At 75.7% G+C, this 11,461-nt stretch carries 12 protein-coding genes and 1 pseudogene; 8 read left to right on the top strand and 5 right to left on the bottom strand.

Features of this window, described 5'->3' with window-relative positions:
* From ACYVKY_RS01510 to ACYVKY_RS01495, 4 genes are all read left to right on the top strand, one after another.
* Positions 1-286, top strand: a 286-nt coding sequence (locus ACYVKY_RS01510) for a phosphoribosyltransferase family protein (protein WP_460433220.1), incomplete at its 5' end; no start/stop codon positions are given.
* Positions 287-396: 110 nt separating this feature from the next.
* Positions 397-1,059, top strand: coding sequence for a ribosome hibernation promotion factor (hpf, locus tag ACYVKY_RS01505; protein ID WP_460433219.1), 663 nt, complete (start codon positions 397-399; stop codon positions 1,057-1,059).
* 53 nt (positions 1,060-1,112) lie between these two features.
* Entirely contained in the window at positions 1,113-1,835 is a 723-nt protein-coding gene (locus ACYVKY_RS01500) for a response regulator (RefSeq protein ID WP_460433218.1), read from the top strand.
* Positions 1,832-2,437, top strand: a complete 606-nt coding sequence (locus ACYVKY_RS01495) for a pentapeptide repeat-containing protein (protein WP_460433217.1) — start codon at positions 1,832-1,834, stop codon at positions 2,435-2,437. Before ACYVKY_RS01500 ends, ACYVKY_RS01495 begins: the two co-directional genes overlap by 4 nt.
* 20 nt (positions 2,438-2,457) lie before the next feature.
* On the opposite strand, the gene ACYVKY_RS01490 is transcribed toward ACYVKY_RS01495, so the two are convergent.
* Complete coding sequence (locus ACYVKY_RS01490; RefSeq protein ID WP_460433216.1) at positions 2,458-3,627, bottom strand: GNAT family N-acetyltransferase; 1,170 nt, start codon at positions 3,625-3,627, stop codon at positions 2,458-2,460.
* A gap of 144 nt (positions 3,628-3,771) precedes the next feature.
* Between ACYVKY_RS01490 and secA the strand changes: the two genes are divergently transcribed.
* Positions 3,772-6,486 (top strand): preprotein translocase subunit SecA, encoded by a 2,715-nt coding sequence (gene secA, locus ACYVKY_RS01485; RefSeq protein ID WP_460433215.1) that lies wholly within the window; start codon positions 3,772-3,774, stop codon positions 6,484-6,486.
* A gap of 149 nt (positions 6,487-6,635) precedes the next feature.
* Here the strand turns inward: secA and ACYVKY_RS01480 are convergent, their stop codons facing one another.
* Entirely contained in the window at positions 6,636-7,163 is a 528-nt protein-coding gene (locus tag ACYVKY_RS01480) for an Rv3235 family protein (RefSeq protein ID WP_460433214.1), read from the bottom strand.
* Positions 7,164-7,299: 136 nt separating this feature from the next.
* Complete coding sequence (locus ACYVKY_RS01475; protein WP_460433213.1) at positions 7,300-8,178, bottom strand: LysM peptidoglycan-binding domain-containing protein; 879 nt, start codon at positions 8,176-8,178, stop codon at positions 7,300-7,302.
* An 81-nt stretch (positions 8,179-8,259) separates the two neighbouring features.
* Here ACYVKY_RS01475 and ACYVKY_RS01470 point away from each other — a divergent pair, with 81 nt between their 5' ends.
* A complete protein-coding gene (locus ACYVKY_RS01470) occupies positions 8,260-8,805 on the top strand; it encodes a hypothetical protein (RefSeq protein WP_460433212.1) in 546 nt (181 codons plus the stop codon).
* Here the strand turns inward: ACYVKY_RS01470 and ACYVKY_RS01465 are convergent.
* A complete protein-coding gene (locus tag ACYVKY_RS01465) occupies positions 8,744-10,168 on the bottom strand; it encodes an amidase (RefSeq protein WP_460433211.1) in 1,425 nt (474 codons plus the stop codon). The two genes, ACYVKY_RS01470 and ACYVKY_RS01465, sit on opposite strands and share 62 nt — an antisense overlap.
* Positions 10,165-10,395 (bottom strand): helix-turn-helix domain-containing protein, encoded by a 231-nt coding sequence (locus ACYVKY_RS01460; protein WP_460433210.1) that lies wholly within the window; start codon positions 10,393-10,395, stop codon positions 10,165-10,167. Before ACYVKY_RS01460 ends, ACYVKY_RS01465 begins: the two co-directional genes overlap by 4 nt.
* A 140-nt stretch (positions 10,396-10,535) precedes the next feature.
* Between ACYVKY_RS01460 and ACYVKY_RS01455 the strand changes: the two genes are divergently transcribed.
* The gene (locus tag ACYVKY_RS01455; RefSeq protein WP_460433209.1) at positions 10,536-11,189 is read left to right on the top strand and encodes an SAF domain-containing protein; all 654 of its coding nucleotides are present in this window, start codon (positions 10,536-10,538) and stop codon (positions 11,187-11,189) included.
* A 1-nt stretch (position 11,190) separates the two neighbouring features.
* Positions 11,191-11,461 (top strand): annotated as a pseudogene (locus ACYVKY_RS01450) (hypothetical protein); the annotation flags it as partial.

Here is an 11,461-nt window from a genome sequence, read left to right as displayed (position 1 = left end):
GGTCGGCGCGCTGCTCCCGGTGGTCGACGGCGTCGCGACGTACGCCGCGCTCGACCGCGGCGCGCGGCTGACGAACCTGGCCGGACGCGTGCGGGTGCGCGGCCGGGTGCCCGGTGGCGTGATCGGCGGCCTGGACGGTGCGGCCGTCGTCCTGGTCGACGACGTCGTCACCACCGGCGCCAGCCTGGCGGCCTGCGCGCGGGCGCTGGAGGACGCCGGCGCCGTCGTCGTCGGCGCCGCGGCCGTGGCGCTGACCCCCCTGCGCGGGCCGGTGGACGCCCGGTGACCGGCCGGGGGCGGGCGGGTGTCCGGTTGGGGTGGGCAGGGCGGCGGACGTGCACTAACGTCGGGGGACGGAAGAACCTGAGACGTCAGCGACGAGAGGATCTCCCACCCATGGACATCGTGGTCACCGGCCTGCACACCGAGGTCCCGGACCGGTTCCGGCGCCATGTCGAGGACAAGCTGGCCAAGATCGAGCAGCTGAGTCCCCGGGTGCAGCGGGTCGACGTGAAGATCAGCCACGAGTCGAACCCCCGCCAGGCCGACACCTGCGAACGGGTCGAGCTGACCGTCAAGGCCAAGGGCCCGGTCATCCGCGCCGAGGCCTGCGCCGACGACCCGTACGCCGCGCTCGACCTGGCGCAGGAGAAGCTCCTCGAGCGGCTGCGCCGGCTGCGCGACCGCGGCAAGGTGCACCACGGCCGCCGCCAGCCCGCGAGCGTGCGCTCCGGCGACGGCCTGGTCGGCGTCGTCGAGCCCGAGCAGCCCGCGGAGGAGGCCGACGACCTCGGCGAGTCGCCGATCGTGATCCGCGAGAAGACGCACGCGGGCCCGCCGATGTCGGTGCAGGACGCGCTCGACCACATGGAGCTGGTCGGCCACGACTTCTACCTGTTCTGCGACACCGAGACCGGCAAGCCGAGCGTGGTGTACCGGCGGCGCGGCTGGAGCTACGGCGTGCTGCGGCTCGAGACCACCGACGAGCAGGCCGGCGCGGCGCACGCGTCCGAGAACGGTCGCGGCACCGCGGCCGAGGCCGCCGCAGCCGTCGGCTGACCCGCCACCTGCACCCGTCCGGACGCGCCGTCGGGGCACCCGGCGGTGGCATCATGGGAGCGCGACCGCCCGCACGGGCCGGTCCCGTCCCGGGTGGAGGGGGAGGTGCGGTGACCGAGCGGATCAGGGTCCTGGTGGCCGACGACCACGTCCTGTTCCGGCGCGGGCTCGAGATGGTGCTGGCGGCCGAGGACGACATCGACATCGTCGGCGAGGCCGGTGACGGCGCCGAGGCCTACGCCCGTGCGGTCGACCTGCTGCCCGATGTCGTGCTCATGGACGTGCGGATGCCCCGCCGCTCCGGCATCGAGGCCTGCTCGGACATCAAGGAGGCCGTCCCCAGCACCCGCATCGTCATGCTGACCATCAGCGACGAGGAGAGCGACCTGTTCGAGGCGGTCCGCGCCGGGGCCAACGGCTACCTGCTCAAGGACGTCCCGGGCGAGGAGATCGCCGAGGGCATCCGCGCGGTCATGGGCGGCCAGTCGCTGATCAGCCCGTCGATGGCGGGCGCGCTGCTCACCGAGTTCGCCGAGCTGTCCAGGCGCTCGGCCGAGGCGGTGCGCGTCCCGGTGCCGCGGCTCACCGAGCGCGAGCTCGAGGTGCTGCGGCTCGTGGCCCGGGGCATGGCGAACAAGGACATCGCGACCCAGCTGTTCATCTCCGAGAACACGGTGAAGAACCACGTGCGCAACATCCTCGAGAAGCTGCAGCTGCACTCGCGGATGGAGGCCGTCGTGTACGCCGTCCGCGAGAAGATCCTCGACATCTCGTGAGCGCGGCGGCCCCCGCGCTGGTGCCGGACGCCGACCTCGACGGCGAGGTGCTCGACGACGTCGACCTGACCGGCGCCCGCGGCACGAGCGCGCGACTGCTCGACTGCGTGCTGCGCGGCTGCGTCCTCGACGAGGTGTCGCTGCGGCGCGCCCGGCTCATCGACACCCGGCTCGAGCGGGTCCGCGCGACCAGCCTCGACCTGGTCGACACCGAGCTGCGCGACGTCGCGCTCGACGGCTGCCGGCTCGGGGCGGTGCAGGCGTCCGGCGCCGACCTGACCCGCGTCACCGTCACCGGCGGCAAGATCGACTACCTCAACCTGCGCGACGCGACGGGTGTCGACCTGGTGCTGCGGGGCGTGCGGCTGGTCGACCTCGACCTCGCCGGCGCCTCCCTGAAGGGCCTCGTGCTCGACGACGTGCGGGTCGAGCGGCTCGACCTGGGCGGGACGACGCTGGTCGGCGCCGACCTGCGCGGCGCGCACCTGCTCCGCGTCGACGGCCTGGCGGGCATCGCCGGCGCGACGATCAGCACCGCGCAGCTGGTCGAGCTCGCCCCGCTGCTCGCGGCGCACCTCGGCCTCGACGTCCGCGACGACTGAGCAGCGCGCGGTCGGCGCCGTCAGCGCAGCGACGAGGGGTGGGCGTAGGCGGCGTCCATCTCGTCGGCGAGCAGGTCGAGGCGCAGGTGGTCGACCACCCGCCCGCTGCGCAGCCGCTCGCCGTCGCGGTCACGCCCTGCCTGGGTGAACCCGGCCGCGCGGGCGACTCCGAGCGAGGCCTCGTTGGTCTCGGCCACCCGCAGCAGCACCCGGCGCAGCCCGAGCCCGCCCTCGTCGAGGTCGAGCAGCCCGTGCCGGGCGACCGCCCGCACCGCGCGGGTGGCGACGCCGTGGCGGCGTGCGTCCGGGTGCACCCAGTAGCCGATCTCGCCGCTCGGCGACAGGCCGTGGTCGAGCCCCATTAGGCCGATCTGGCCGAGCAGCCGGTCGGGGTCGTCGACCGACGCGACCGCCCAGTACAGCCCCAGCGCCACGGCGTGCTGCTCCTCGCGGCCGTCGAGGTAGGCCCGGGCGTCCTCCCGCGTGTACGGCGACGGGAGGGTCGGCAGCCACTCCTGCGTGGTCGGGTGGGCGCAGGCCTGCTGCAGCCGGTCGGCGTCGCCCGGTGCGTTCGGTCGCAGCAGCAGGTCGCCGACCTCGAGCTCGGGCACCTCCAGCCACGGCACGACGGGTCGCAGCTCGTCGCCTGCCCGCACCGAGCCGACCCAGCCGTCGACGGCCTCGCCCCGGTGCGCCACCAGGCCCCGGACGCGGCCCTCGACCTGGAACCCGCAGGCCCACGCGACGCGGCGGGAGGCCCAGTTGCCGACCAGGGCCCGCCAGTGCACGACGGGCGCCCGCGGACCGTCCGGGCCGAACGCCCAGCCCAGCGCCGCCCGCACGCCGGCGGTCATCGCCCCGGCGCCCCAGGCCCAGCGTCCGAGCACGTACGCCACCTCGAGCGCGCCGTCGGCCCGCGGCAGCAGCGCCACCTGGCCGGCGGGGGCGCCGTCGAGGTCGAGCATCCAGGTCCACTCGGTGTCCCGGCTGCGCTCCCAGTCGGCCGCCCGCCCGGCGACCCAGCCGCGGCCGTGCTCGAGGGTGTACGGCAGCGGGGGGCCGCTCAACCAGCGCGAGACGTCGTCGTCGGCGTACGCCCGCACCAGCACCTCGGCGTCGTCGTCGCGGTGCGCCCGCAGCACGACCTCGCGGCCACCGCGGGTGGAGGTGCGGAGCGTGGGGGCGGGCACGCCCTCACCCTCGCGCGCCGGGCGCGGCACGCGCAACGGCCCCGTCGTCCACGCGCGGGCGTGCTCGGGAACCGCGGCCGGCCGCCGTGCGTACGATGAACCGAGCCCTGACGTAGCACCACACACCCACCAACGGAGTCTGACGTGGCGATCCTCGACCGAATCCTGCGCGCCGGCGAAGGCCGGGTGGTCAAGCGCCTGGAGGGGCTGGCCAGCCAGGTCAACTCGCTCGAGGACGACTTCGTCGCGATGAGCGACGCCGAGCTGCGCGAGGAGACCGACCGGTTCAAGGCCCGGCTGGCCGACGGCGAGAAGCTCGACCACCTGCTCCCCGAGGCGTTCGCCGCCGTCCGCGAGGCCGCCAAGCGCTCGCTCGGCCAGCGTCCGTACGACGTCCAGCTCATGGGTGGCGCGGCCCTGCACCAGGGCAACATCGCCGAGATGAAGACCGGCGAGGGCAAGACCCTCGTCGCGACCTTCCCCAGCTACCTCAACGCCCTCACCGGCGAGGGCGTGCACGTCGTCACGGTCAACGACTTCCTCGCGAAGTACCAGTCCGACCTGATGGGCCGCGTGCACCGCTTCCTCGGCCTGCAGGTCGGGTGCGTGCTCGACCCGATGAAGCCGGACGAGCGGCGCGTGCAGTACGGCATGGACATCACCTACGGCACCAACACCCAGTTCGGCTTCGACTACCTGCGCGACAACATGGCGTGGTCGTCGACCGAGCTGGTGCAGCGCGGGCACCACTTCGCGATCGTCGACGAGGTCGACTCCATCCTCATCGACGAGGCCCGCACCCCGCTCATCATCTCCGGCCCGTCCAGCGGCGACGCCACCCGCTGGTTCGCCGAGTTCGCCAAGATCGTCAAGCTGCTGCGCCTCGACCGCGACTACGAGATCGACGAGAAGAAGCGCACCGTCGGCGTGCTCGAGACCGGCATCGAGAAGGTCGAGGACTACCTCGGCATCGACAACCTCTACGACTCGGTGAACACGCCGTACGTCGGCTACCTCAACAACGCGATCAAGGCCAAGGAGCTGTTCAAGCGCGACAAGGACTACGTCGTGCAGGACGGCGAGGTGATGATCGTCGACGAGCACACCGGCCGCATGCTCGCCGGGCGCCGCTACAGCGAGGGCATGCACCAGGCGATCGAGGCCAAGGAGAACGTGGCCATCAAGGCCGAGAACCAGACCCTGGCGACGATCACGCTGCAGAACTACTTCCGCATGTACGACAAGCTCGCCGGGATGACGGGTACCGCCAGCACCGAGGCCGCCGAGTTCCAGGGCACCTACGAGCTGGGCGTCGTCCCGATCCGCACCAACCGGCCGATGCAGCGCGTCGACCAGCCCGACCTGGTCTACAAGACCGAGGTGGCCAAGTACGAGGCCGTCGTCGACGACATCGCCGAGCGTCACAGCGAGGGCCAGCCGGTGCTGGTCGGCACGGTGAGCGTCGCGAAGTCGGAGTACCTGTCGGCCGCGCTGAGCAAGCGGGGCATCCGGCACGAGGTGCTGAACGCCAAGCAGCACGCCCGCGAGGCGGCGATCGTCGCGATGGCCGGCCGCAAGGGCGCCGTCACCGTCGCGACGAACATGGCGGGCCGCGGCACCGACATCATGCTCGGCGGCAACGCCGAGTTCCTCGCGGTCGCGAGGATGGCCGAGCTCGGGCTCGACCCCGCCGAGGACGCCGACGAGTACGAGGCGCAGTGGCCGAAGGTGCTCGAGGAGATGGAGCAGCAGGTCGCCGAGGGCCACGACGAGGTGGTCGAGGCCGGCGGGCTCTACGTCCTCGGCACCGAGCGGCACGAGTCGCGCCGCATCGACAACCAGCTGCGCGGCCGCTCCGGCCGCCAGGGCGACCCGGGCGAGTCCCGGTTCTACCTCTCGCTCACCGACGACCTGATGCGGCTGTTCAACTCCGGCATGGCCGAGAGCCTGCTCTCGCGCGCGGGCATCCCCGACGACGTGCCGCTGGAGTCGAAGATGGTGACGCGCGCGATCCAGAGCGCGCAGAGCCAGGTCGAGGCGCGCAACTTCGAGATCCGCAAGAACGTCCTCAAGTACGACGACGTGATGAACCGCCAGCGCGAGGTCATCTACGCCGAGCGGCGCCGGGTGCTCGAGGGCGCCGACCTGCACGAGCAGGTGCAGCACTTCCTCGACGACGTCGTCACCGCCTACGTCGAGGCCGCCACCGCGGAGGGCTTCGGCGAGGACTGGGACCTCGACCAGCTGCTCACCGCGCTGCGCACGCTCTACCCGGTCTCGCTCACCAAGGACGAGCTGCTCGAGGAGTTCGGCGACGCCTCCCAGCTCACCGCCCCGCGGCTGGCCGAGGAGTTCCGCTCCGACGCCAAGCTCGCCTACCAGCGCCGCGAGGAGCAGGTCGGCAGCGAGCAGATGCGCGAGCTCGAGCGGCGGGTCGTGCTGTCGGTGCTCGACCGCAAGTGGCGCGAGCACCTGTACGAGATGGACTACCTGCAGGAGGGCATCTCGCTGCGCGCGATGGCCCAGCGCGACCCGCTGGTCGAGTACCAGCGCGAGGGCTTCCAGCTGTTCCAGGCGATGACCGAGGCCATCAAGGAGGAGTCGGTCGGCTTCCTGTTCAACATCGAGGTGCAGACGCCCGCCGCGCCGGCCGACGGCGAGGCGGCGCCCGAGGGCGCGCCGGTCGTGATGGCGAAGGGGCTGGACGCCCCCGACCGCTCCCAGCCGCTGCAGTACACGGCCCCGACCGAGTCGGGCGAGGTCGAGGTGCACTCCGAGGCCGCAGACGGCAGCGGGTCCGACGGCACCGCCAAGCCCGTCAGCAAGGCGCGCCGCAAGAAGGACGCCCGCCGGAAGTAGGGGGAGGCGCCTCCCCCCGGCCCGAATCGTCCGAGATCCGGGCCCGGGAGGCCTTCTCCGGCACCGGATCTCGGACGATTCGGGGTCCCGGAGACGACGGACGAAAGGCCCCCACCGCAGCGGTGGGGGCCTTCGTCGTCTGTGCTCGGTCAGCCCACCTCGAGAGCGGTGGCGCGCCAGCGGCCGTCGAGGCCCTCGAGGCGGACGGCCACGGCGCGGACGCGGTCGGCCTCGACCACGACGGCGCTGGCCTCGACGACGCCGTCGGCGGGGGTGCAGACCCGGACGCCGCGGACGACCGCGGCGCGACCCTGGGCGGCGGCGCCCCGGCGCATCCGGGCGGCGAGGGCGGCGCGGCGGGCGAGGGCGACGTGGACGTCGTGGCTCATCCAGCGCACGAGCTGGCTCGCGGGACGGACGCCACCCAGGACCTCGACCACGGCCTGCACCAGCGCCGAGCACGTGGTGAGGGGGTCGGGGAGGTGGTCGGTGGAGGTCGGCTGCCGGCCGAAGTCGGGGTCGTCGGCGACGACGCGCTCGACGGCGGCGAAGCTGAGGGCCAAGGTGCCCTGCGTGGGCGGGACCCCCGCCTCCACGACGAGGCCCGGCACGGCGGCCGGCTCGCTCATCGGGACGGGCAGCGCCCGGAGCCTCGGTCGTTCTGCGGTGCTGGTCATCTCGTGGTTCCTCCCCCTGGTCCGTGCGGACCACCGTAGCCGCGACCCGAGCGGGCCGCCTGGGCCCGCGTACCCATCTGCCGGACGCGATCGCGGTCGCGCGCCCGCCCTGGACAACGGCTCCGACGGTGCGCGGTCACGGTCGGTTCCCCGCCTGGCCGGGCACCTGCAGCTGCCGGCCGGGCAGCAGCAGGTCGGGGTCGTCGCCGACCACCTCGCGGTTGGCCGCGTACCAGCGCGGCCACTCGGCGGCGATCTCGGCGTCGGTCGCGTGCGGACCGAGGTGCCGGGCGGCGAGGTCCCACAGCGTGTCGCCGCGGCGGACGGTGACGAGGGTCCGCTCGTCCGGGACCGCCCGGCGGCCGTCGAGCAGCAGCGGGTCGCCGGGCACCGTCACCGTGGCCGCCGGCGCGGGCGGAGGAGCGGGCGCGCGCCACCCGGGGTCGACCGCGACCGGGGGCGCCACCGTCGGCGCAGCCGGCGCAGCCGGTGCACCCGTGGGCGTCGCGGTGGGCGTCGCGGTGGGCGTCGCGGTGGCACTCGGCGGGGCGGTGGTGCTCGCGCCGCCGGTCGCCGCGCGCACCGCCGACCACCCGGGGTCGAGGTCGGGCGCGTCGTGCGTGCTCGTCGGGGCGGGGCCGGACGTCGGGGGCGCCGCGGGGGAGGTCGGGACCGGGGCGGGCACGGAGGGGCCTGCGGCCACGGCGACCCCCAGCACCAGCGCGACCGCGCGGTGCACGACCGCCGGGACCAGGGCCGGGCGGCGTGGCGACCCGCGCAGCACGAGCACCGCGCTGGCACCCGCACCCAGCGCCAGCCAGGCGGCGACCGCGGCGCCCGCGCAGGCCGCCACGACCACCACCGCGTCGTCGGTGCGCAGCGGCGCGGGGGCCAGCACCTGCTGCCACGCCGCCGCAGCCTGGAGCACCAGGACCACCGCGACCGCGAGCAGCAGCGCCAGCACCAGGCCGACGCCGAGCAGCCGCCCCGCTCGTCCACGCACCGGTGCCAGCACCACGATCCTCCGTTTGCCGTCGTTTGACGACGGAACCTACGCGCTGGGTGCGGCTGGTGTCCAGGCCGCTAGCCTGGGCGGATGCGGTGGGACGCGCTCTTCGACGACCTCGAGGCCCAGCTGGCGCGCCAGGACGCCGACGACCTGCACGCCGAGGTCGCCGAGCGCACCCGGGCCGAGCGGGCCACGACCGCGCTGGCGGACCGCCTGCTCGCCCACCTCGGCGCGCGGCTGTCGCTCACCCTGCCGCACGGTGCGGTCGCGGGCGCCGTCACCGACGTCGCGCCGCAGTGGGTGGTGCTGGCCGACGAGCGGGGACGGGTGCTGGTGCCCACCGCGTCCGTCGTCGCCGTCACCGGCCTCGGCCGCCCGGTGGCCCCCGAGCCGGGCACGGTGCTGCGGCGGCTCGGCCTCGGCCACGTGCTGCGCGGCCTGGCCCGCGACCGGGCGCCGGTCGCGGTGCACGCCGGCGCCTCGACCCTGACCGGCACGATCGACCGGGTCGGTGCCGACCACCTCGACCTCGCCCTGCACGCCCCCGGGGAGGTGCGCCGCGCGTCGGCCGTCAGCGGCGTGGCGGCGGTGGCGTTCGCGCACCTCGAGCAGGTGCGGGGCCGGCCGGACTGACCGGCGGGCCGACCGGCGGCAGCGCCCCGGCCCGCTCGAGCTCGCCGGCGAGCGCGAGCAGCAGGTGCTCCTGGTGCGGGCGGGCGGTCAGCAGCACCCCCACCGGGAGGCCGTCGTCGTCGACGCCGACGGGCAGCGTCAGGCCGCACCAGCCGAGCAGGTTCCACGGGTAGCAGAACGCGGCCCGGCGCTCGTCGCGCAGCGAGGTGAGCACGCCCGGCAGCCGGGCGGTCTCGCCGACCCGCGGCGGCGGGCACGGCATGGTCGGCGTCACCAGCACGTCGGCGCCGCGCAGCGAGGCCTCGACGGCGGCGACCTCGCGCCGCACGTCGCGGCTCCACCCGGTCAACGGGCCGGACGCCCGCCCCAGCCGCGCCAGCAGCCGGGTGCCCGGCTCGGCGGCGCCGGGGTCGTCGGTGGTGGCCAGCTCGTCGTGCGCCGCGCGCAGGTAGCGGACGGTGAACTTCGCGCCGGTGGCGCCGAGGCGCAGCCGCAGCGGCGCGACCCGGTGGCCGAGGTCGCGCAGGGCCCGTCCGGTGCGGCCGGCGGCGTCGCGCCAGGCCGGGTGCAGGCCGCCGGCGCCGGGACCGAACCCGACGGGCCTGGTCGTCGAGACCGCGACCCTCAGCGGACCGGTCGTCCCACCGGCCAGGGCGGCCACCAGGTCGGACGGCCCGTCGGCGAGGACGTCGTGCGCCAGCGCGGTGTCGGCGAGCGAGCGGCCGAGCACGCCCACCACCCCGAGCCCGGACCAGACGCCCTCGACGCCCGTGCCACCGACCGTCCCCGGCGTGGCCTTCAGCCCGGGCAGGCCGCACCACGCGGCCGGGCCGCGGATCGACCCGCCGCCGTCCCCGGCCGTCGCGAGCGGCACGAGTCCCGCGGCCACCGCGGCCGCCGACCCGCCGCTGGACCCGCCCGGCGTCCGCGTCGGGTCGTGCGGGTTGCGGGTGGCGCCCCCGAGCGCCGACTCGGTGCGCGGGACGAGGCACAGCTCCGGGGTGCGGGTCGTGCCCACGACGACGGCCCCGGCGGCGCGCAGCCGGGTGACGAGCGCCGCGTCCGCGTCCGCGGGACGGGTGACCGCGCGGCTCCCGCGCGTGGTGACCAGGCCGGCGAGGTCGACGTCGTCCTTGACCGCGACCGGGACGCCCGCCAGCGGCAGGTGCTCGCCCGCGCGCAGCCGGGCGTCGACCTCGTCGCCGGCGCGCAGGGCCTGCTCGGCGAGGACGCGCGAGAAGGCGCGCAGCCGGTGGTCGCCCTCGCGCACGCGCAGCAGCGCGGCCCCGACCTCGGCGCGGGCGGTGGTGTCGCCGGTGCGGACCCGGCGGGCGGTGGTGGTGGCGTCGGCGCCGGGGCTCACGCCTCGGCGGGGTCGACCGCCAGGCGCCCGGCCTCGACGCCGGCCCGGGTCTCGGCGTACATGCGCTGGATGTACTCCTCGAGCGCGGTGGTCTCGATGCGCCACTGGCCGCGGCCGCCGACCTTGATGGCGGGCAGGTCGCCCGAGCGCACCAGCGCGTACGCCTGGGCGGAGGAGACGTTGAGGATCTCGGCGACGTCGGTGAGGGGGAGGAAGCGGTGGGCCACGGGGAGACCTCCTGGAGGGCGGCAGCGCTTGGGGTCCGTTGGCCGAGTTTGGCACACCCAGCACGCGCTGGGCACCCCCGGGTCCCGTTCGCGCGCGTCTTCGGGCACCATGGTCGCCGACCGACGTCTCAGGGGGGACCATGTCCGTCGTCACCGACCTGCCCGCACCGCCCGCGGCCCGGCTGCGCCCGCCGTCCTGGCGCGACCCGCGGCTGCTGGTCGGGGTGCTGCTCGTGCTCGGCTCCGTCGTGCTCGGCGCCCGCGTCGTCGCGGCCGCCGACGACACCGAGCCCTACTACGTGGCCGCCCGCGCGATCACACCCGGCGACCGCATCGGGCCCGACGACCTGCGGGTCGTCGACGTCCGCCTCGGCGACGCGGGGGAGGGCTACCTCGGCGCCGACGCCGGCCCGGCCGCCGACCTCGTCGCCACCCGCACGGTGGCGGCGGGCGAGCTGGTGCCCCGCGGCTCCGTCGGCGCGGCGTCCGACGTCGCGCTGCAGCCGGTGGCCGTCCCGGTCACGACGCTGCCGGACGGCCTGCGCGCGGGCACGGTCGTCGACGTGTGGGTGGCCCAGCCCGACCCCGAGCGCGCGGGCGCGTTCCTCGAGCCCGAGCGGGTGGTGCAGGGCGCCGACGTCGCCGACGTCGGCGACGCCGGCTCCTCGCTCGGCAGCACCGGCGACAGCACGGTCCAGGTCCTGCTCGCGCCCGACGTCCTGCCCGTCGTGCTCGGGGCGCTCGCCAACGACGCCGTCGTCTCGCTCGTCCCCGCGCCCGGTCAGGGCGGCTGAGGTGGCCGGCCGGTACCCGGTGCTGGCGGCGCTCACCGGCAGCTGGGAGGCCGCGCTCGTCGGGGCGCTCGAGCAGGCCCGCGGCGAGGTCGTCGTGGTGCGGCGCTGTGTCGACCTGCCCGAGCTGCTCGCCGTCGCCGGCACCGGTCGCGCGGTGGCCGCGCTGGTGTCGGCCGACGTCCGGCGGCTCGACCGCGACGCGCTCGCCCGGGTGCGCGCCGAGGGGCTGGCGGTGGTGGGGGTGGCCGACCCCGGCGCGCCCGAGCAGGCCG

It is taken from the genome of Angustibacter speluncae (assembly GCF_054777815.1).
Note: the sequence above shows the minus strand (reverse complement) of the source record. Positions and strands in the feature narration are given on the sequence as shown.

Excerpts from the sequence above, each read along its gene's own strand:
- hpf (WP_460433219.1), top strand. The coding sequence starts at position 397 with ATGGACATCGTGGTCACCGGCCTGCACACCGAGGTCCCGGACCGGTTC.
- ACYVKY_RS01500 (WP_460433218.1), top strand. The coding sequence starts at position 1,113 with ATGGGAGCGCGACCGCCCGCACGGGCCGGTCCCGTCCCGGGTGGAGGG.
- ACYVKY_RS01480 (WP_460433214.1), bottom strand. The coding sequence starts at position 7,163 with ATGACCAGCACCGCAGAACGACCGAGGCTCCGGGCGCTGCCCGTCCCG.
- ACYVKY_RS01470 (WP_460433212.1), top strand. The coding sequence starts at position 8,260 with ATGCGGTGGGACGCGCTCTTCGACGACCTCGAGGCCCAGCTGGCGCGC.
- ACYVKY_RS01455 (WP_460433209.1), top strand. The coding sequence starts at position 10,536 with ATGTCCGTCGTCACCGACCTGCCCGCACCGCCCGCGGCCCGGCTGCGC.